At 59.2% G+C, this 19,681-nt stretch carries 17 protein-coding genes and 2 pseudogenes; 9 read left to right on the top strand and 10 right to left on the bottom strand.

Annotated features, from left to right (window positions below; genetic code table 11):
* The first annotated feature begins 124 nt into the window (after positions 1-124).
* The 3 genes from prpR (at position 125) to F9C28_RS13840 (ending at position 2,441) form a co-directional block, all read left to right on the top strand.
* The gene (gene prpR, locus F9C28_RS13830; RefSeq protein WP_199015948.1) at positions 125-1,726 is read left to right on the top strand and encodes a propionate catabolism operon regulatory protein PrpR; all 1,602 of its coding nucleotides are present in this window, start codon (positions 125-127) and stop codon (positions 1,724-1,726) included.
* A 79-nt stretch (positions 1,727-1,805) separates the two neighbouring features.
* Positions 1,806-1,988, top strand: a complete 183-nt coding sequence (locus tag F9C28_RS13835; protein WP_199015970.1) for a type II toxin-antitoxin system HicA family toxin — start codon at positions 1,806-1,808, stop codon at positions 1,986-1,988.
* 39 nt (positions 1,989-2,027) lie between these two features.
* Entirely contained in the window at positions 2,028-2,441 is a 414-nt protein-coding gene (locus F9C28_RS13840; protein WP_199015949.1) for a type II toxin-antitoxin system HicB family antitoxin, read from the top strand.
* Positions 2,442-2,581: 140 nt separating this feature from the next.
* Here the strand turns inward: F9C28_RS13840 and F9C28_RS13845 are convergent.
* The 3 genes and pseudogenes from F9C28_RS13845 to F9C28_RS13855 all read right to left on the bottom strand — a co-directional run.
* A pseudogene (locus F9C28_RS13845) lies at positions 2,582-3,205 on the bottom strand (oxidoreductase); the annotation flags it as partial.
* 61 nt (positions 3,206-3,266) lie between these two features.
* Positions 3,267-4,187 (bottom strand): DMT family transporter, encoded by a 921-nt coding sequence (locus tag F9C28_RS13850; protein WP_199015951.1) that lies wholly within the window; start codon positions 4,185-4,187, stop codon positions 3,267-3,269.
* A 262-nt stretch (positions 4,188-4,449) separates the two neighbouring features.
* Complete coding sequence (locus F9C28_RS13855; protein WP_199015952.1) at positions 4,450-5,097, bottom strand: TetR/AcrR family transcriptional regulator; 648 nt, start codon at positions 5,095-5,097, stop codon at positions 4,450-4,452.
* Between the two features lie 82 nt (positions 5,098-5,179).
* On the opposite strand from F9C28_RS13855, the gene F9C28_RS13860 reads away from it, so the two are divergent.
* The 5 genes from F9C28_RS13860 (at position 5,180) to acuI (ending at position 9,186) form a co-directional block, all read left to right on the top strand.
* Positions 5,180-6,046: an oxidoreductase gene (locus F9C28_RS13860; RefSeq protein WP_199015953.1), complete on the top strand. Its 867-nt coding sequence runs from the start codon at positions 5,180-5,182 to the stop codon at positions 6,044-6,046.
* A gap of 132 nt (positions 6,047-6,178) precedes the next feature.
* Positions 6,179-6,838, top strand: coding sequence for a CatA-like O-acetyltransferase, family 1 (locus F9C28_RS13865; RefSeq protein WP_199015954.1), 660 nt, complete (start codon positions 6,179-6,181; stop codon positions 6,836-6,838).
* A gap of 49 nt (positions 6,839-6,887) precedes the next feature.
* Positions 6,888-7,430: an NUDIX domain-containing protein gene (locus tag F9C28_RS13870; protein WP_199015955.1), complete on the top strand. Its 543-nt coding sequence runs from the start codon at positions 6,888-6,890 to the stop codon at positions 7,428-7,430.
* Between the two features lie 88 nt (positions 7,431-7,518).
* Positions 7,519-8,172, top strand: a complete 654-nt coding sequence (acuR, locus tag F9C28_RS13875; RefSeq protein WP_199015956.1) for an acrylate utilization transcriptional regulator AcuR — start codon at positions 7,519-7,521, stop codon at positions 8,170-8,172.
* Between the two features lie 33 nt (positions 8,173-8,205).
* A complete protein-coding gene (acuI, locus tag F9C28_RS13880; RefSeq protein ID WP_199015957.1) occupies positions 8,206-9,186 on the top strand; it encodes an acrylyl-CoA reductase (NADPH) in 981 nt (326 codons plus the stop codon).
* Between the two features lie 52 nt (positions 9,187-9,238).
* Here acuI and F9C28_RS13885 read toward each other — a convergent pair whose 3' ends face one another.
* Both F9C28_RS13885 and F9C28_RS13890 read right to left on the bottom strand, forming a co-directional pair.
* Positions 9,239-10,519 (bottom strand): citrate synthase, encoded by a 1,281-nt coding sequence (locus F9C28_RS13885; protein WP_199015958.1) that lies wholly within the window; start codon positions 10,517-10,519, stop codon positions 9,239-9,241.
* A gap of 701 nt (positions 10,520-11,220) precedes the next feature.
* A complete protein-coding gene (locus tag F9C28_RS13890; RefSeq protein ID WP_199015959.1) occupies positions 11,221-13,623 on the bottom strand; it encodes a DUF3772 domain-containing protein in 2,403 nt (800 codons plus the stop codon).
* 260 nt (positions 13,624-13,883) lie between these two features.
* Between F9C28_RS13890 and F9C28_RS13895 the strand changes: the two genes are divergently transcribed.
* Complete coding sequence (locus F9C28_RS13895) at positions 13,884-15,167, top strand: MFS transporter (RefSeq protein ID WP_199015960.1); 1,284 nt, start codon at positions 13,884-13,886, stop codon at positions 15,165-15,167.
* A gap of 37 nt (positions 15,168-15,204) precedes the next feature.
* On the opposite strand, the gene F9C28_RS13900 is transcribed toward F9C28_RS13895, so the two are convergent.
* The 5 genes and pseudogenes from F9C28_RS13900 to cuyA all read right to left on the bottom strand — a co-directional run bounded on the left by F9C28_RS13900 (position 15,205) and on the right by cuyA (position 19,519).
* The gene (locus tag F9C28_RS13900) at positions 15,205-15,993 is read right to left on the bottom strand and encodes an ABC transporter ATP-binding protein (protein ID WP_199015961.1); all 789 of its coding nucleotides are present in this window, start codon (positions 15,991-15,993) and stop codon (positions 15,205-15,207) included.
* Positions 15,990-16,763 carry an ABC transporter permease gene (locus F9C28_RS13905; RefSeq protein WP_199015962.1) on the bottom strand — a complete coding sequence of 258 codons (774 nt, stop codon included), beginning with the start codon at positions 16,761-16,763 and terminating at the stop codon, positions 15,990-15,992. The genes F9C28_RS13900 and F9C28_RS13905 overlap by 4 nt, the downstream gene beginning before the upstream one ends.
* Positions 16,760-17,743 carry a taurine ABC transporter substrate-binding protein gene (locus tag F9C28_RS13910; RefSeq protein WP_233149082.1) on the bottom strand — a complete coding sequence of 328 codons (984 nt, stop codon included), beginning with the start codon at positions 17,741-17,743 and terminating at the stop codon, positions 16,760-16,762. The genes F9C28_RS13905 and F9C28_RS13910 overlap by 4 nt, the downstream gene beginning before the upstream one ends.
* Positions 17,744-17,803: 60 nt before the next feature.
* Positions 17,804-18,521: pseudogene (cuyB, locus tag F9C28_RS20480) on the bottom strand (cysteate racemase).
* The gene (gene cuyA / locus F9C28_RS13920; RefSeq protein ID WP_199015963.1) at positions 18,518-19,519 is read right to left on the bottom strand and encodes a D-cysteate sulfo-lyase; all 1,002 of its coding nucleotides are present in this window, start codon (positions 19,517-19,519) and stop codon (positions 18,518-18,520) included. Before cuyA ends, cuyB begins: the two are co-directional and overlap by 4 nt.
* Positions 19,520-19,681: the final 162 nt, after the last annotated feature.

Below are 19,681 nucleotides of genomic sequence, written 5' to 3' on the forward strand. Positions count from 1 at the left end.
CCACCCCAGAGCGGCAGCGATGTGCGCCAGTTAACGTTTCACGCACCGTTTCAACGGCGTTACTTGAAACATTTATGAAACACAATTACAACAATAAAACCACTTCCCCCTGAGTTACGCGATAATGACCGGCACCTTCTCCCCGCCAGCCTCTGCCACCGCCAAACCGGTGATCTGGACCGTTTCCGTCACCCGGTTGTTTGACCTGTTCCGGGATGTCAGCCTCGAATTTGATCACCTCGCCACTATTACGCCGATCCAGCTCGGTTTCGAAAAAGCCGTGCAGTACATCCGCAAAAAACTCGCCACCGAACACTGTGACGCGATAATCGCGGCGGGCTCAAACGGTGCTTATCTGAAAAGCCGCCTGTCCGTACCGGTTATCCTGATCCGCCCGGGCGGGTTTGATCTGTTACAGGCGCTGGGTAAAGCCCGCCGGGTGGCGGACAGGATTGGCCTGGTGACCTACAAAACCCCGCTCCCGGCGCTACAGGAATTTCAGCACGCCTTCCAGCTACCGCTGGAACAGCGCAGTTATGTCACCGAAGAAGACGCCCGCGCCCAGATTAGCGAGCTTAAAGCCGCCGGTATTAAGGTGGTGGTGGGGGCAGGCCTTATCACTGAACTGGCCGAAGAAGCCGGGCTGGCGGCGATATTTATCTACTCTGCCACCACGGTGCGCGACGCCTTCAGCGATGCGCTGGATGTTACCCGTCTGGCGCTGGCGGCGGGGGCAACGCGCCGGGATCATCCGTTACACCGCGACACCCTGCGCCCGCGTTACGGGCTGGAGGATCTGTTGGGCGAGTGCCCCCCGGTAGCCCAGCTGCGGCGCACGATCATGCTGTATGCCCGCTCCCCGGCGGCCGTGTTAATCGAAGGTGAAACCGGCACCGGTAAAGAGCTGGCCGCCCAGGCGCTGCATCAGGAATATTTTGCCCACCGCGGCGGTCACAGCAGGCGGCCGCACCCGCCATTTGTGGCAATTAACTGCGGCGCTATTGCTGAGTCCCTGCTGGAAGCGGAACCGTTCGGTTATGAGGAAGGAGCCTTTACCGGCTCACGGCGCGGTGGCCGCAGCGGGCTGCTGGAAACCGCCCAGGGCGGGACGCTGTTCCTCGACGAGATTGGGGAAATGCCGCTTCATCTGCAAACCCGGTTACTGCGGGTGCTGGAAGAGAAACGCGTGACCCGGGTGGGTGGCCAGCAGCCGGTGGCGGTGGAATTTCGGGTGATCAGCGCCACCCACTGCGATCTGAGCCAGGCGATTGCCCGCGGGCACTTCCGGGCCGATCTGTTTTACCGGCTGAGCGCACTGCGCCTGCGGTTGCCCGCCCTGCGCGAACGCGGGGACGATATCAGTATGCTGGCCTGGCGTTATCTGACTCAGGCGCTGGCGGCGCTGAACATACCGCTCAACGAGCCATTACACCAGCAGATGTCCCGCTGTATTCCCCTGTTGCAGCGTTACGCCTGGCCGGGCAATATCCGTGAGTTACGCAATATTACTGAGCGGCTGGCGTTGCTGCTCAGCAGCGCTATGGTGAAGGATCACGCCGATCTGCGTCTTCTGGTACCGGAGCTGTTCACGGTAAACGACGAAGCGCCCGCGCTGCCGGCCCCCTCGCTACAGGAAGTACTGGCGCGCTACGGCGGCGATCGCAGCGCCGCGGCACAGCATCTGGGGATCAGCCGCACCACATTATGGCGGCGACTAAAAAAATAGTATTCATACCATATGATGGCTTGCTGTTAGTGTGTACAGTGTGTATAAATTAACTAACGGATAGCGACCAGGAGGGAGCCTGAAGAGCTCGGAACTGATATCACTACTGGAGAAAAATGGCTGGATCCTGGCGCGCATCAAAGGCAGCCATCATCAGTTCTCCCACCCCGATTTCGCTATTGTCATTACTGTTCCGCATCCCAGAAAAGACGTGAAGCCAGGAACGCTCCGTCAGATCCTGAAGAATGCGAAGCTAAAATGATCAGAAAGATGCACCGGCATTTTTCACACAGGAGTAGATATGTTATATCCCGCATTCGTTGAGGTTGATAAAGATGGTACCGCCAGTGGCTGGTTTCCTGACGTCCCGGGATGCCTGTTCGCCGGCGACGATATGGAAGCCGCATTTGCCGATGCCCGCAGCGCCATAGATGCACACTTTGAGTTGCTGAGTGAAAAGGATCTGCCTATTCCCGGGGCTCACCCTATGGAAGAGCATGTTGTGAATGAGCCGGGCACTTATAGCGGTGGCCGCTGGTTATACGTTGACGTCAACATGGATAAGTTCGACGGCCGCGCTGAACGCATCAACATAACCCTTCCCCATCGTCTTCTTGAGCGCATTGATTCAACGGTTAAGCACAAACCAGAGTACGGCAGCCGCAGCGCCTTTCTTGCCATTGCAGCAAGGAACGAACTCCACAAATCGGATTGAGCGTCCCCGGCAGCGGCGAACACGCGCGCTGCCCGGGAACAGCCGCACTCAGCGATACGGCTTAAACAGCCCTTTTACCTCATGGGGCTCACAGCGCAGATACTGCTCCGCCACCGGGATTTTATCCCCCAGCGCCGCAGCCGCATGCGGTTTTCCAGGCTGCCGCCATACTCATCGTCCCGCTGGTTAGCCAGCGGTGACAAAAACTGGTGCAGCAGATAGCCGTGGGCCGCGTGAATCTCAATTAAATCAATACCCAACTGGTGGGCCCGCCGGGCGCCGGCAACAAACTCCCGCTTGATTTCATCAATGCGCGCGAGGGTTAACGCCGCCGGTGCCGGGTCGCCTTCATGGAACGGCAGCGCGGAAGGGGCCACGGTCTGCCATCCTCCCTGGGCCGGGTCCAGATGTCGCCCGCCCTGCCACGGCGCCGCCGTCGAGGCTTTACGGCCCGCGTGGGCCAGTTGAATACCGACTGCCGCCGGTGACCAGGCCCGGATATCGTTGATAACGGTCCCCAGCGCCTGCCCGGTGGCATCATCCCATAACCCGAGGTCAAAAGGGCTAATCCGCCCCTGGGGCTCCACCGCCGTGGCTTCAATAATCACCAGTCCGGCACCGGATAGCGCCAGATTGCCCAGATGGATCCGGTGCCAGGAGGTGGCCTTGCCCTGTTCAGCGGAATACTGGCACATCGGGGCAATCACAATGCGGTTGTCCAGCGCCAGGCCACCAAGCCGGATGGGGGTAAACAGCGTGCTCATACCATTTCTCCTGTATCAAATAGCCCTGAGTAGAGCGCCGCATTCCTGCCTTGTCGGGGGGCTACGCCGACCTATGGCGGCGTTTTTTATTCAGCATCGCCCCTAAATCCAGCTCTGAAAAAATAATCGACAGCACAATAATCAGCGTCGCGACGGCGTCCCGCAATTTAATACTCTCCCCGAAGAACAGCGCGCCACTCAGCATGGCCGCCACGGGGATTAACGCCACGCACATCCCGACGGAGGCGGCAGATATTTTGTGGACCCCCATAAAAAACAGGATATAGGTCAGCGCCCAGACAACCACACCGTAGTAGATCATAATGCCGATTTCGCCGTGGGTAATGCTGGACAAATGGTAGGTTTGCCATTCATGCAACGCCAGCGGCAGGCTAAATATGGCCCCGGTCAGGCACACCCCGGCAGACATAGTCAGCGGTTTCAGGCTGGCGTGGATTTTATTGGCTATCACCAGGTTCAGCGCGTTCACCAGGGTCGACAGCATCAGGAAGATCAATCCGCCGGTGGTATTATGCCCCCCCGGTTGCGCGGGTTGCAGGGTCATAATCACCACGCTTATCACCGCCAGAACCACCGACACCGCCGCATTGAGCCGCAGCTTATCCCCGAGGAACACCACCGCAATCACCAGCACCGCAGCCGGTGCGGCACTGGTAATCACCGAGGCGGTCAGCGCCGTGGTAGAGGCCAGCCCATAGAGCAAAAAGACGGTGTACAGCACCGCCCCGAGGAACGACAGAATACTGACAATTAACCAGTCCCGCAGGCTGATACGCCGCCAGTTGGTTTTCTCTTTAATAATTGTCAGCGGCAGCAGGAAAATAAACCCGATAACCAGCGTAATAAATGCAAAAGTCCAGGTTGGTATCGAATCCATTGCTTCTTTTGCAACAGGGTAACTGGCGCCCATAATAATAAAACAGAGCGCCACACAAATAAGCCCTGAGAGTTTTTCCAACATCTTCCTGCCCCTGATAACCCGGACTACCCCGCGGGGAGTCCGGGCACTACATTATTTATATTAACCATACCAACCGCCGCATGACATGCACGGTTCAGCGCCCACATGCTGCGCCATGACCACAACATCCGCTGCTGTCAGATAATAATCCCGCGACAATAACCGGTAATGACATTTAATGCCGCTACCGGCCGCAACAATACCAGTAAAAATAAAACGCACCGGGATCTTGTATTGCTTTGCAGCGGTTATTAACCATTGGTTACTTTTCCGGGGATACACCACCACCGGCCTGCGTCTGGCCATGGCAAAAATACCCCTGCAGCAACAACGTCAATTGCGCCACCAGCGCCCGCCCGGCAGCCGGCGGAAGTTGCCCTTCAAGCTGCGCCCGTATCGGCCCGGCAATCGCCCCCAGCGCAATCTCCGCCGTCACCGCTGGCGCGCTAAAATGCGCATCGGCGGCGCTTTCCAGCATCTGGCAAACCGCGACCGCCATACGCTGATGTATTCTGGCGGCAATCGCCGCCCCGCCCCGTTCCCCGGCAATGCGATAAAGCGCCTGCGAGACCTGTGGGTTATCCAGTTTCGCCGCCACCACCGCCGCCACCAGGTCCGCCGCCATCTGCGCAACGCCCTTGCCCCTGGCCGCCTGCGCCGCGGCTTCTACCGCACTGGCGACCCCGTCAAGATGCTGTTCAAGTACCGCCGCCAGCAATGCGTCGCGATTGGGGTAATACTGATACAAACTGCCGACGGCGATCCCGGCACGGCCCGCAACCCGGGTGGTGGTACAGCGCGCCAGCCCCTCGCGGGCTAAAATCTGAATCGTTGCGGTGTGCAAGGCCGCAACCGTGGCAACGGACCGGGCCTGAACCGGGGATTTACGGGGCCTGAGAGGTGCAGACATACGTCTCCTGAATGCGAATTCTAAACCTGAAGGATGCTTCATATACTGTACACCCTTATCAGGCAACCTCAGAAAGGTAAATATGACCAACAGCAACCGCAGCGGGACGTTTTCACTTGGCAGCCGCACGGTAAACCGCATCGGTTACGGCGCCATGCAACTAACCGGCCCCGGCGTATTCGGCCCGCCAGCCGATCGTCAGGGGGCACTGGCTGTGCTGCGCGCCGCAGTGGACGCCGGTGTTAATCATATTGATACCAGCGATTTTTACGGCCCGCATATCACCAATCAGCTGATCAGCGAGGCGCTATATCCCTACCGGGACACTCTGACCATCGTCACCAAGGTGGGGGCCCTGCGCACAGGCGATGGCGGCATTTATGCCGCGTGCTCCGCGGCGCAGTTAACGGCGGCGGTCCATGATAATTTGCGCAACCTGCGGCTGGATGTACTGGATGTGGTGAACTTTCGCTACATGGCTGGCGGCATCCCCCCGGACGGGGGCGCCATTGAAGCCCCGGTGGCTGCCCTGGCGGCGCTTCAGCAGCAGGGGCTGATCCGCCATATTGGGCTAAGCAACGTCACCGCCAGCCAGCTGGCTGAAGCCCAGAAGATAACCCCGATTGTCTGTGTGCAAAACAGGTACAACATTGTTCAGCGCCATGACGATGCCCTGCTCGACGAATGCGCGCGTCAGGGGATTGCCTGGGTGCCGTTTTTCCCGCTGGGCGGCTTTACCCCGGTACAATCCTCTGCGTTACAGCAGATTGCCGGGCGCCTTGGGGCGGCCCCGATGCAGATAGCCCTGGCGTGGTTATTACAGCGCTCAGCCAATATTCTGCTGATCCCGGGCACCCGTTCCGTTGCCCATCTCCATGAGAACCTGGCCGCCGGGGCGCTAATACTGCCGGCGGATGCTATCGCCGTCCTGGACCAGCTGGCCCTGTGATATTCCGTTTTTACCGGGCGTCTGGCACCGGGGGCAAATTTTCGCCCCCGGTTTACCGACAGGTGCGATAAACTTTATCTTTCAGTCACCTCGTTCGTTACGGCCCGTTGGTTATTCATCGTGGAGGGGTAAATGCATCGTTATCGTATTCTGGATCGGGACACCCGGTCCCGCCGGGAGCTGTTTCATTTCTACCAGACCTTTGATAACCCCAGCTACAACATCACTGTCCCTCTGGCGGCGCAGCCGCTGTATGACTGCGCCAACGCCCGGGGCGAATCCTTCTTTCTGCTGGCGCTGTACGCCATCCTGCGCGCCGCGAATGGGGTCCCCCAGTTGCGCCAGCGCCTGCTCAATGACCAGGTTATCGAATTTGAACAGATCGCGGTGATGAGCCCGGTGATGACGGACCAGGAGAGCTTTCGCCAGATATGGTGTGAATACGCGCCGGACTTCCCCCGCTTTGCCCGGGTTACCCGGGAACACGTCCGCGCCGCACAGCACGGCACCCCGGCGCCGATGCTCGATCACGGTGATGACTTTTTTTGTGCCAGTTGCCTGCCCTGGACCCACTTCAGCGGCATGACTCACGGTGAATACCACTATGGCCAGTCGGTACCGGCGATGACCTGGGGAAAACTGCAAAATGGCATTATTCCGGTGGCGGGGAAATTTAATCATGCCCTGGTCGACGGCCTGCATGTCAGCCGCTTTTTTGCCTTGCTGGCGCACAGCTTCGCTAACCCACATACGCTGTGGGAGCCCGTCGATACCTTCCCGACCGGGGCCTGATGGCCGGTAACGTCGGGGGAAAATACGCTAAAAAACAGGAAGAACCGCAATGTGTGCAGCTATTACCAGGCTTGATTCAACAGAAATTTACCGCAATCCCTGGATGACCCTGAAAGAAGACCGGGTGCGCCGGGCGGACGGTAGCGAAGGGATTTACGCGCTGGTGGAAAAACCCGACTTTGTGGTGATCCTCCCGGTAGAGGATGGCCAGATTTATCTGGTGGAGCAGTACCGCTATCCGCTGGGCAAAACCACCCTTGAACTGCCCCAGGGCAGTTGGGAGCACCGGCCTGATGCCGCGCCGGACACCGTGGCCGCAGGCGAGTTACGCGAAGAAACCGGCCTGGAAGCCGCTACCCTGACCCGGGTGGGGTACCAGAAGCTGGCTCAGGGTTACTCTGCCCAGGGCTACCATATCTACCTCGCCACCGATTTACAGTACCGCGGCCAGCAACTGGATGCCGAAGAGTACGGATTAACCGCCCGCAAAATGCCGGTCGACACCTTCCTGGGGCTGATCCTTGCAGGCGAGATCTCAGATGCGACCTCGGTAGCGGCTTTTCTGCTGGCCAGAGCCAGAGGGTTAATCTAATACCCGCCGCAGCACCGCCAGCCCATTGATATCCCTGTTATCAGCCGGGCTATTGTTATTTTTAGACGATCGGTCTATTATTTTCACCATGAACACAACCCCGACAACCACGGCCCGCCCCCGGGGCCGGCCGCGTAAAACCGACGGCGATCACCAGGATGTCCGCGCCGCCCTGCTGCGCGCCGGTATTGAAGCGCTGACCGCCTCGACCTTCTCTGGCAACGGGATCGACAGCATCCTGAAACGGGCCGGTGTCCCTAAAGGATCTTTTTACTATTACTTTGCCAGTAAAGACGCCTTCGGCATGGCTATCCTCGACGCCTATGACGCGTTTTTTCGCCACCTGTTGCAGAAAATCCTCGGCGATACCCAGCGCCCGCCGCTGGATCGCATTCGCGCGTTTGTGGACAGCGCCGCCACCGGCATGGCCCGCCATGACTTTCAGCGCGGCTGTATTGTCGGCAATCTGGCCCCGGAAGTGGGCCTGCTGGCAGCACCCTTTCGCTGCCGCCTGAACCACATCCTGCAGGGCTGGCAACAGCAGTTTGAAGCCTGCCTGCGGGCGGCACAAACCGCCCGGCAAATCCCCCCCGACAGCGACTGTGCCAGCCTGGCCGCGTTTTTCTGGACTGGCTGGGAAGGTGCGGTACTGCGCGCCCGTCTGGAGCAGAGCCGCCAGCCGCTGGACAGCTTCCTCAGCCACTATTTGCGGCTGCTGGTGGGGTCACTTTTTGATGATTAATCAGACTATCGGTCAACGTTTTAAGGACGCAGCATGTACACATCATTATTGATTGAGAAAGACGACAACGGTTATCGCACCACCCTGTGCGAACGCCAGGAGCAGGATCTGACTGAAGGCGATGTCACTGTCGCCGTAGATTACTCATCGCTGAACTATAAAGACGCCCTGGCCATCACCGGCAAAGGGCCCATCGTGCGTAAATTCCCGATGGTGCCGGGTATTGACTTCACCGGTACCGTCACCGCCAGCGCCCATCCCGCCTGGAAAGCCGGGGACAGTGTCGTGCTGACCGGCTGGGGCGTGGGTGAAAAGCACCCCGGCGGCCTGGCGCAGGTCGCCCGGGTCAATGGTGACTGGCTGGTCCCCCTGCCCGCTGGCGCCAGTGGCTGGCAGGTGATGGCGATTGGTACCGCCGGATTAACCGCCATGCTGTGTGTGGATGCCCTGGAGCGTAACGGCATCACCCCGCAATCCGGCACCGTGCTGGTGACCGGCGCCAGCGGTGGCGTGGGCAGCTTCGCCGTTGCCCTGTTGTCCCGCCTCGGGTACGACGTTACCGCATCCACCGGGCGCACCGCGGAACAGCCATGGCTGACAACCCTCGGCGCCACGGCAGTAATCGACCGTAATGAGATAAGCCAACCGGGCAAACCGCTGCAAAAAGAGCGCTGGGCGGCGGTTATCGATACCGTGGGTAGCCACACCCTGGCAAACGCCTGCGCCAGCGTTAACTACGGTGGCGTTGTTGCCGCCTGCGGTATGGCCCAGGGGATGGATTTCCCGTCCACCGTGGCACCGTTTATTTTACGTGGCGTGACCCTCGCCGGGGTGGACAGCGTGATGATCCCACTGGCTCAGCGTCAGCAGGCCTGGCAGCGGGTAACGGATCTGCTGGATACACCGCTGCTGGCGTCACTGGCCACCACCTATCCGCTGGCCGACACCATTGCGCTGGCGGATAAACTGTTTGCCGGCGAGATCCGCGGCCGGGCCGTGATCCGCTGCCGCTAAGCGCAGTAGGCGGCGCCACTGCCTGCCCAGGACAGTGGCGCCGGCGTCGGGACTACTGTCCGCGCCGGGAACGATAATCCCGGCGCGGCTCGCCCACATAGATCTGCCGCGGCCGGTAAAGGGTCAGTGGCTCGCTGTGCATCTCATTCCAGTGGGCGACCCACCCCAGGCTACGCCCGACGGCCACCACCACCACAAACATGGCGGACGGCAGCCCCATCGCCCTGAGTAATACCGCCGTGTAAAAATCGACACTGGGTGCCAGACCATGCTCAATACAGAAATCGTCCTTCAGCGCGGCCTCTTCCAGCGCCATCGCCACCTGCAATAACGAATCCGACAGGCCTAATTCCGCCAGTACCCGGTGGCAGGTTTCACGCAGGATAGCCGCCCGGGGATCCCGGTGCCGGTAACGGGAGTTGCCGAACCCGAGACGGCGAAATGCCGCCGGGTCCCGGGTGGCCTGGCGTAAAAACGCCGGTACCTGGTCAACATGGCGGATGGTCTCCAGCATCTGCATACTGGCTTCATTGGCGCCGCCGTGTTGCGGCCCCCAGAGGGACGCCAGCCCGGCGGCGACACAGGCGAACAGATTCGCCCCCGATGACGCCGCCGCCCGTACCGTAGTGGTCGAGGCGCACTGCCCGTGGTCCGCATGTAGCACCAGGATCTGGTTCATGGCCTGCCCGATGATCGGGTTCACCACATAGGGTTCGGCGGGGATCGCAAACAGCTGGTGTAAAAAATTGTCCGCGTACGAGAGCGAGTTGCGCGGGTAACTGGCCGGTTGTTCAACGGAATATTTATAACTCATGGCGGCCAGGGTGGGCATTTTGGCCAGCAGCCGTATTGCCGCCAGCGCCCGGTGCTCCGGGTTACCGACATCCAGCACATCGTGGTAGAACGCCGCCAGCGCCCCGACCAGGGCACACATCAGCGCCATCGGGTGTGAATCGCGGCGGAAACCGCGGCACATCCGCGCCATCTGCTCATGGACCATGGTATGGCGGGTGATAGTATCGCTAAAGGCCTGGTACTGCGCCTCATCCGGCGCCTCGCCATTTAGCAGTATCCAGGCCATCGCCAGAAAATCACACTGGCGGGCCAATTGCTCAACCGGGAACCCCCGGTGCAGCAGGCAACTGTTGTCGGGATCTATCCAGGAAATGGCGGATTTACACCCTGCGGTGTGGGTAAACCCCGGGTCATAACTGGTGAGCCCCAGCACATCAAGCCCGGCAATATTTACCCCGGGCTGCCCGCAAGTGGCGGATGCCAGCTCCGGGGCGTGAATGGTCTGGCCGTCCAGTGAAATCGCTACCTGTTTGGTCATAATATTGACTGTCCTTCTGCCGGATAAGTGGTCAATACCCGGGATAATCGCCGCGGGTAACCACCAACATAACCATGAGTCAGGCGTCATTCTTTGATATCACTACCGGCTGTGGGCAAAAAGTATCCCATTCAGTGCGGATCCGCGTGGCGCGGTACCGGCGCAGATGCTCACGCCCAACAAAGCCCCGCGAGGAGTGCGGCGCAATCAGAACACAGATAACGAATATTCGAGTAACGTCGTTGCCATCATCAAAGACAGCATCGTTTCGGGCTTAATCGTAGAAAAATAATCAGCTTTCTTAAACCGGATTGAAACAAGCTTCATTATCTTTTACCCCACAAAAAAGAGAATGATTATCATTTTCATCACAAGACAAAACTACACTCTCACCACCAAAAGTCAAACCCGAATGTCAGTGTTCTGGCGTCATCGGTTCCCGCCCTTCAACGGGCATTATTGATATATCTGAACAGGTTATTTAGCCACTCACCCCGACGGCCCATCATGATATGACGTAAAGTATTTTTATTATTAATAGCGCCTGAAGATAGCGGTTATTTCTTATCGCCGGCATCCCACCGCTATATTGCTGCCCGCCCCCCGCGCTTCTTTTGGTTATTCTCCCGCAGCAGGCCACCGGGTAAATTCATTCTCCGGGGGCCTGCTATTACCGCGCGGGGTTTTATGGCCGGTGCTACTTACTCCCCCGCCGGGCGGGGTTCAGCTACCGGCTCTTCCCGTTCCAGAATCACGGTATGGGGCACCGAGATAGTGATATTGTTCTCCCGCAACTGGTGGAGGATCTCAAACAGTAAATCGCTTTTGGTACTGAAAATCTGCCGGGCAGAGCTGACATAGCCGGTCACGCTAATGGTTATCCCCTCCGCCGACAGCCCGGTGCACGACACCGACGGCTCCGGGTTACTGTAGATCTGCTCGTGGTTATTAAAAATATCCAGCAACAGGGTGCGAATCGCCTTCGGGTCACAATCCAGCGGATAGGTTAATGCTATCGACACCACCCCCAGGGTATTGCCCCGGGTAACGTTACGGACATTCTGGGAGATAAACTGCGAATTAGGGACGATCATCGTCGAACGATCGCCTAACTGTATCTCGGTGGCGCGCACGCTTATCTTTTTAATGTCCCCTTCAATCCCGCTGATGCTGACTAAATCGCCCACCCGGATCGGCCGCTCGGTCAGCAGGATCAGGCCGGAAATAAAGTTCTTCACTATCTCCTGTAAGCCAAAACCAATCCCCACCGACAGCGCACTGACAATCCACGCCAGATTGCTCCACTGCACCCCCAGGCTGGCGAGGGTCATCATGATCACCGCCACATAGCCGAGGTTGGTAAACAGCGCGCAAATTGACGCCTGCATCCCCAGAGACATGCGGGTTTTCGGCAACAGCGTATCGCTCAGCCAGCGGTTAATTTGATGCAGAACCCACGCAGAGACCAGGCACGTCATCAGGGCGGTGAGGACATGGGAGGGCACGATATTAAGCTGGCCAATGGCATTGCCTGACCACAACGCATAAATGCGCGACAGCCACTCGGTGGGGGTACTGCTGCCAAAGGTGCCGTAAAACAGCGCCAGCACCATGGTCAGCAGAATAATCACCCGGCCAATGGCCGACGATATAATCGCCAGCAGCGACAGGTGGCTATCCTGGAGTTTGAGAAAACGCTCCAGAAAACGCCCCGCCCGGTTATTGGCGAAAAACAGCAAATCGCAAATGCCATCCCACAACCGGGTGAGGAAAAACGCCCCGGCAATCACGATAAACGCCCAAATCATTTTATAGGTCAGATAGCGCGCAAAGCCGATATAGCCGGTGATCAACGCAATCAGCTCCACCAGCGCAAATACCGCACTCAGCAGATATACCACCCCGTGCACCGAGGTGTTCTGATGTTTGTTATCTTTATCGCCCTCTTCGGTCTTGGCGTTATTCACCCGCACAATCATGACTATCACACAGATCAAGATAAGCAATGAGGTTAACCCGGAGGCCACCACACTGGTTGAGACCGATGCCCCAATGGTGTTGTTCATTATCTCAACCGATCCAAACACCCACAGCAACCCGGCGACAATACGCGGGAATGGGTTGAGCGCTTTGGCCACAGAATCAGAAATCCGCGCCAGGCGCCACGACGGCTGGCGTTTACTGATAAGCGCCCTGCCCAGCCCCAGCATCACCCCCACCAGGCTACACAAATCAAGCCAGTCCGCAAAAAAATCCCCGAGGATGCCGGCGTGGACCGGTAAGCGTAAAAATATCCACGCAAAAGACCAGGCCGCCAGACTGATAAGCAACGTATTGGTGAGGATCAGCGCCATAGCGTAAAAGCTGCGGATAAATTTCCCTTCCGGGATCCACCTTACCGTCGCCCGGGTGATGGGCAGCTCCAGGCGCTTGCGAAACAGCGGCAGGCAGATGGCTATCACCAGCAACATCAGGGTCCCCGGTACCCGCGCCGGGGACATTGCCATGCTGCCCGCATCCTGGAGGGCGTACCAAAATTGCAGCACTCTGCCGCGGTTATAGTCAGAAAAAGAAAGCAGCGGCGCCCAGAAACCGGGCATCAGGATACTGCCGTTATTCAGGCTCAGCTCTTTGGTCAGAATATTGCGCCGCACCCCGGAAATTTGCACCGCCAATTGCTGGGCGCTGGTTTGCAGAATGCTGGTTTGTTGCAGGCGCCCCTCAAGGGCGGCTTTGGTTTCCGACAGCGACTGGCGCCGGGCCGCCACTTCCGGGGTTTCCGGGGTCGCCTGGGGCTCCGGCGGTGGCCCAAGGATATTTAACTGGGTAACCACGGGGACTAACTGCTGCTGAATATCCCCGGACAGTGCGTCAATACGCAGCAAAATCTGCTGATTTACCGCGCCATACTCCTCCAGTTGTTTATCGCTGGTGGTTCTGGCCACCTGCTGTTTTAGATCATCCAGTTGCCCCTGGAGTAACGTCAACGACGCATTACCCGCAGAGGGTGCGCCTGTCGTCTGCTCCGCATTCCCCCCCAGGCAGACCAACAGCAACACCACCGCCGTCAGCCAGCGCAAGAAACCACCCTGTAACATCAACATTCAACGACTCCCAAAACGTCATGTGCATCAACCACCTGTACTGGCGGCATCGTTATCGCTTAAGTATAGACAGCCTCCCGACGGGGTCTGTTTTCCTTTACTCACCACTGTCTTGCCAAAAACAGGTTGTGATCCCGGCCACTAAATTGAACTGCACTTCTTGTATGGTAGTCACGCTGGTATATCTATTATCAGTATGCCACCGATTTCCGTGGCTAATACAATGATAATTAACATTATTTATTATAGGGACAATTATTATGACTACAGATATGCTGGACAGTCGCCCAGGGGAAAAACCCGGGCGTATCAGGCGGCTACAAATCATAACCCTCACCCTGCTGTTTATCGCCGGCATTGTTAATTTTCTTGATCGTTCTTCCTTAAGCGTCGCCGGGGAAGCTATCCGCGGCGAGCTGGGCCTGTCCGCCACCGAATTTGGCGTGCTGCTGTCGGCCTTCTCCCTGTCTTACGGTTTCTCGCAGCTGCCTGCCGGGTTCCTGCTGGACCGTTTTGGCCCACGCATCGTGCTGGGGGCCGGGTTGGTTTTCTGGTCGGTGATGCAGGCCATGACCGGGCTGGTCAACAGCTTCAGCCACTTTATCTGGCTGCGTATCGGTCTGGGGATTGGCGAAGCGCCCTTTATGCCTGCCGGGGTGAAATCGGTTAACGAGTGGTTTGTCCAGAAACAACGCGGTATGGCCATGGGTATTTTGAACTCCTCCACCGCCCTCGGCCAGGCCGTCGCCCCGCCGGTGCTGGTAGTCATGCAGCTAGCCTGGGGCTGGCGGGCGATGTTCGTGGTGATTGGTCTGGCGGGTATCCTGGTGGGGATTTGTTGGTATGCCTGGTATCGCAACCGGGCCCAGTTCCCCCTGAGCGATGAGGAGCGCCACTACCTGAGTGCCCCGGTCGCCCCCCGCCCCCGGGTGCCGGTGAGCGAATGGCTGGCGCTGTTTAAACAACGCACCACCTGGGGCATGATCCTCGGGTTCTCCGGGGTTAACTACACCGGCTGGCTCTATATTGCCTGGTTACCGGGTTACCTTCAGGCCCAGCAGGGGTTCAGCCTGGCAAAAACCGGCTGGGTGGCGGCGATCCCCTTCCTCGCCGCAGCTATCGGGATGTGGGTGAACGGCCTGGTCATGGATGCGCTGGTGAAAGCCGGTTATGACCCGGCCCGCACCCGGAAAACCGCTATTGTGGCAGGGCTGATCCTGTCCGCGCTGGGGACGTTGCTGGTGGTCCAGTCCAGTTCCTCTGTCGAAGCCGTCGCGTTTATTTCCATGGCGCTGTTTTGCGTCCACTTTGCCGGTACCGCCTGCTGGGGGCTGGTGCAAATGATGGTGCCGGAAGCCAAAGTCGCGTCCGTGGCCTCAATTCAAAATTTCGGCAGCTTTGTGTTTGCCTCCTTCGCCCCGATCGTTACCGGCTGGGTGGTGGACAGCACCGGCTCTTTTAACCTGGCGCTGGTCATTGCCGCCTGTGTCACCTTCGCCGGGGCAATGAGCTACCTGTTTATTGTCAAACAGCGGGTGGTATAGCCCATGTACCTGGCCCGGGCACCGGGCCAGGTACACATCACAGCACCGGCTGCCAGTGCCGCTTCGCCTCTTCCCGCACCCGCTGTAACACCTGATGTTTGATCTGCTGGTAATCCGGTTGCCGGGCAAGGGTGTCAATATCCCGCTCCCGGCCAAAAGGCAATACCACCTGATCCACAATCCGCCCGGGCCGGGCCGACATAATAAGCACCCGATCCGCAAGGAACAGGGCTTCATCCACATCGTGGGTGACAAACAGCGCCGTGGTGCCGGTGGTAAGCCAGGCCCCGCGCAGCAACTCCTGCATCATCATCCGGGTCTGGGCATCCAGGGCACCAAACGGCTCATCGAGCAACAGCACATCCGGCTGGGGTAACCAGGCCCTGGCCAGCGCCACCCGCTGCTTCATCCCGCCGGACAGTTGCCAGGGGGCGTGATGTTCAAACCCCTCCAGCCCCACCCGGGCCAGCCATTCTCTGGCCTGTTTATCCAGCTGCGCTTTATCATGCTTGCCCAGCCGCGGGCCAAAGGTGACATTCTCCAGCACCGACAGCCACGGGAAGAGGTGCGACTGCTGAAATACCATCCCCCGGGAGGGATGAGGCCGGGAAACCGGTACCCCCTTGCAGCTAACCCGGCCCGTATCCGGCTGCTGAAACCCGGCGGCCATGTTCAGAATGGTGGATTTGCCACAACCGGAAGGCCCCAGCAGGACCACGAACTCCCCGGGGTGCAGGGTTAAGGAGACATTATCCAGCACCTGTAGCGGCCCCTGTTTACTGATAAAACGTAGTGAAACGTCCTCAATAGCAATTTGTGCCGTCATGCCTCTCTCCCGGCCCAGGGCACCAGCAGACGCTGTACCCCAAGCAATAATAGATCCAGTAAATAGCCGACAGCGCCCAGCATCAGGATACCGAGCATCACGATATCGGTGCGTAAATAGGCGCTGGCATTCATCACCATCCACCCCAGGCCGGCGGTGGCGGCCACCATTTCGGCAGCAATCAGCGAGGTCCAGCCAATACCGATGGCCAGGCGCACCGTGGTGAACAGCTCCGGCGCCGCATCTGGCAGCACAACCCTGGTAAAAAGCTGCCAGCGGCTGGCCCCCAGGGTCTGGGCTACCCGCAACCGGGCGGCGCTAATACGGCTAACGGCGGCATTAGCCCCGACCACCACCGTCAGGAAGGTGGCAATAAAAATCAGAAAAAATTTGCTCGCTTCACCAATCCCCAGCCACACCACCGCCAGCGGGATCAGGGCAATTTTCGGTATCGGCCGCAGGAATTGAATAAACGGATTAAGCGCCGCGGAAAGCTCCGGGGACATCCCCATTAACAGGCCAAGGGGAATACCCAGCACAATCGCCACCGCGAACGCACTCAGCGCCCGGGCCAGGCTGACCCACAGATTCACCAGCAGTGGCACCTGACGATAACCTTCGGCCATCAGCTCCCGGGCGGTTTCGGCAATATCAGTCAGCGACGGCAGTAACAGTGGGTTGATCCACTGGCGCACCGCCGCCACCTGCCAGAGGATCAACACCACCGCGACAGCGCCAGCGCTGATGGCAATATGGCGACTGGCTTTCATGGTTTGCTCTGCGCGGCGCGGCGGACAAACTGGCTATTGATGGCAGAATCCCAGTTCGCCGGAATATCGCGCTGGCGCAGCTCGCCAATGCTCGCCAGGAACCCGGCGGTTTTGGTCAACGCCTGGCCAATCCCGCTTTGGGTGGTCTGGCTACCGTTACCCAGCCAGGCGGCGGTGCCCTGCTCACTGAGGCTGGGGTACTCCAGCCCGGCAAGGGTATTGGTGGCGGTGGTCACCGGCGCGCCCACTTCCCGGGCGACGATCTCCGCGGCTTTTTGCGGATCCTGACGGAAGGCGTCCACTTTCTGCTGATGCACGTTTAAAAATGCGGTCACCGCCTCGGGATACTGCTCCGCAAAGGCTTTGCGCACCACGTAGTTGTTGTAAATCAGATAGCCCGATTTTTGCAGCTCCCTGGTGGTAAACACCTGGTGGCCACCGTCTGCCTCCAGTTGCTGGGCAAACGGCGCCCAGACGTAGCCCGCATCAATATCCCCCCGCTGCCAGGCCGCCACCATTTCTGCCGGGCGCAGCGGTAATAAGGTGATTTTACTGCGGTCGAGGTGGTTGACACTGATAGCCGCTTCCAGCGCGTACTGGGCGGTGGAGTTCGGCGGATACGCCACCCGCTTGCCTTCAATATCGTGAATATTTTTAATATCGCTGCGGCCAATCAGGCGCTCATAGGTGGCAATCACCCCGGAGATGCCGATAATCTCTACCGGCAACTTACGCACCAGCCCCGCCGTGGCCGGGCTGGAGCCGAAATTAGCAATATCAATGCTATTACTGGCGAAATAATTCAGCGCGTCCGCCCCGCTGGCAAACTGCACCCACTTCACGTTGGTGTGCAGGGCCTTTTCCAGGGTGCCATCCGCTTTGGCCAGCATAATAACCTGCGAGCCGCCGCTATAGGCGATGCGGACTTCCGGCGGCACTGCCGCCTGGCTGGCAATGGCCCATAAGCTCGCGCTGATCATCAGTGTGGCGGTGATTCTATTCATCATCATTATCCTGTGGTGATTGTCTTGTTGTTTCTGTTATTGGTGACGGGCTTCCTGCCACAATTGCGCACAGTGGCGCGCCAGCTGCCGGGTGGGGTCCAGGGTGCGGGCCATAAACGGGGCATTGACCGCCCGCAGGGCCAGCGGCACTTCCGTACAGGCGAGGATCAACTGGCTGGCGCCCTGTTCAAATAACTGCGTCGCCTGGTGGCTTAACGCCACGCCGCCCGCGCAGAGATCCCCACGCTTTACCGCATAACAGCCGGGCACAAACCAGCGCGCCAGCGCATCGTCATCGGGCACCAGCGCAGACATCCCCAACTGGCGCAGCCCCTGCTGGTACCAGCCTGCCTGCAGGGTGCCCGCCGTGGCGATGATGCCAATCACTGCCCCCCGGGGGATGCCCGGCGGCAATGGCGGCCAGCGCGGTATGGGCAATATGCAGCACCCGGGCCCGGCTTGCGTCGCACAGCGCCTGATACCAGTGGTGGGCGGTATTACAGGGGATGGCAATATGGCTGGCACCGGCCTGGTTGAGCTGGCGGATACCGTGCAGTAATGCCGGTAACGGCGACGGGCCCCGCCCCGCCAGTGCCGCCTGGCGATCCGGGATCTGGGGCACATTCCACACCACTGTGGGGATCTGTTGCTGATCCGTCGCCGCGCTGCACGCCTCCAGTAGCGCCTGCAAAAAATCGAGGGTGGCCAGCGGCCCCATGCCGCCCAGCACCCCGAGTAGAAACCGCTGGCTCATGGCGCCAGTGCCTGGCGGTAACCAAATAACCCGGCGGCACCGCCTGTGTGAATAAACACCAGGTTATCCTGCGGGCGGAACTGCCCCTGGCGGACCAGATCGATAAGCCCGGCCATACCTTTACCGGCGTATACCGGGTCCAGCAGGATCCCTTCATGACGGGCCAGAAGTTCTACGGCTTCCTGCATCGCCGGGGTGGGTAAACCGTAGCCATCCCCCACATAGTCGCTGTTGACCACCACCGCGCTGCGCGGCAGCTCCCCGGGGACACCGAGCAGCGCCCGGGTGCGGGAAGCCAGTTGCCAGACATTCTCCTGCTGGCGCGCTTTGGGGGCCCGGACACTGATCCCCAGTACCGGAATATGGCTGTTGGTGGCGGTGAAACCGGCCACTAATCCCGCCTGGGTGCCGGTACTGCCGGTGGCGTGGATCACGTGGTCGATTCGCAGCCGCTGTTGGGAGGACTGGTACAGCAGCTCTTGCGCACAGGCCACATAGCCCAGTGCGCCGATGGGGTTAGAGCCGCCACCCGGGATAACATAGGGATTTTTCCCCTGAGCGCGCAGCGTGGCGGCGTAATCCTCCATCACCTGCTGCATGTCGGTGCCGGGAGGCAAGTGGGCCACAATCTCACCGCCGAGCAATTTATCCAGCAGCACATTGCCCGACTGTTGGTATTCGTCGCCAAATCCGCTAACCCGCTGTTCGAGGAAAACCTTCGCGGGCAGGCCCAGCACCGCGGCGGCGGCAATGGTCTGGCGGACATGGTTCGACTGGGTCGCCCCCTGGGTGATAATGACATCCGCCTGCTGCGCCAGAGCGTCGGCAAGCAAAAATTCCAGTTTGCGGGTTTTATTCCCCCCGGTAGCCAGCCCGGTGGCATCGTCCCGCTTGATCCAGATGGCCGGGCCCCCCAGCAGGCGGGATAAATTTTCCAGCGGTTCAAGTGGCGTGGGGAAATGGCCCAGCCGCAGCCGGGGGAAACGCGCTAAATGCATAAGGGCTCCTTGAAAGTGCCGCAATATAGTTAAAAGTTATTCGCTATAACTAATCTGGTATTTACTATACTGATGCCGGGCACCGACAATAAACCAATTAAACCGCAAAACCATTTGCGTAAATTATCTAAGCGGGTATTCAGCGTTATTATCTGCTTACGG

The organism is Shimwellia pseudoproteus (genome assembly GCF_016415625.1).
Classification (GTDB): Bacteria; Pseudomonadota; Gammaproteobacteria; order Enterobacterales; family Enterobacteriaceae; genus Shimwellia; species Shimwellia pseudoproteus.

Coding starts and splice junctions, on each gene's coding strand:
- F9C28_RS13865 (WP_199015954.1), top strand. CDS start 6,179: ATGCATCGTTATCGTATTCTGGATCGGGACACCCGGTCCCGCCGGGAG.
- F9C28_RS13890 (WP_199015959.1), bottom strand. CDS start 13,623: ATGTTGATGTTACAGGGTGGTTTCTTGCGCTGGCTGACGGCGGTGGTG.
- F9C28_RS13855 (WP_199015952.1), bottom strand. CDS start 5,097: ATGTCTGCACCTCTCAGGCCCCGTAAATCCCCGGTTCAGGCCCGGTCC.
- F9C28_RS13900 (WP_199015961.1), bottom strand. CDS start 15,993: ATGACGGCACAAATTGCTATTGAGGACGTTTCACTACGTTTTATCAGT.
- acuI (WP_199015957.1), top strand. CDS start 8,206: ATGTACACATCATTATTGATTGAGAAAGACGACAACGGTTATCGCACC.
- prpR (WP_199015948.1), top strand. CDS start 125: ATGACCGGCACCTTCTCCCCGCCAGCCTCTGCCACCGCCAAACCGGTG.
- F9C28_RS13850 (WP_199015951.1), bottom strand. CDS start 4,187: ATGTTGGAAAAACTCTCAGGGCTTATTTGTGTGGCGCTCTGTTTTATT.
- acuR (WP_199015956.1), top strand. CDS start 7,519: ATGAACACAACCCCGACAACCACGGCCCGCCCCCGGGGCCGGCCGCGT.
- cuyA (WP_199015963.1), bottom strand. CDS start 19,519: ATGCATTTAGCGCGTTTCCCCCGGCTGCGGCTGGGCCATTTCCCCACG.
- F9C28_RS13885 (WP_199015958.1), bottom strand. CDS start 10,519: ATGACCAAACAGGTAGCGATTTCACTGGACGGCCAGACCATTCACGCC.
- F9C28_RS13895 (WP_199015960.1), top strand. CDS start 13,884: ATGACTACAGATATGCTGGACAGTCGCCCAGGGGAAAAACCCGGGCGT.
- F9C28_RS13840 (WP_199015949.1), top strand. CDS start 2,028: ATGTTATATCCCGCATTCGTTGAGGTTGATAAAGATGGTACCGCCAGT.
- F9C28_RS13905 (WP_199015962.1), bottom strand. CDS start 16,763: ATGAAAGCCAGTCGCCATATTGCCATCAGCGCTGGCGCTGTCGCGGTG.
- F9C28_RS13860 (WP_199015953.1), top strand. CDS start 5,180: ATGACCAACAGCAACCGCAGCGGGACGTTTTCACTTGGCAGCCGCACG.
- F9C28_RS13910 (WP_233149082.1), bottom strand. CDS start 17,743: ATGATCAGCGCGAGCTTATGGGCCATTGCCAGCCAGGCGGCAGTGCCG.
- F9C28_RS13870 (WP_199015955.1), top strand. CDS start 6,888: ATGTGTGCAGCTATTACCAGGCTTGATTCAACAGAAATTTACCGCAAT.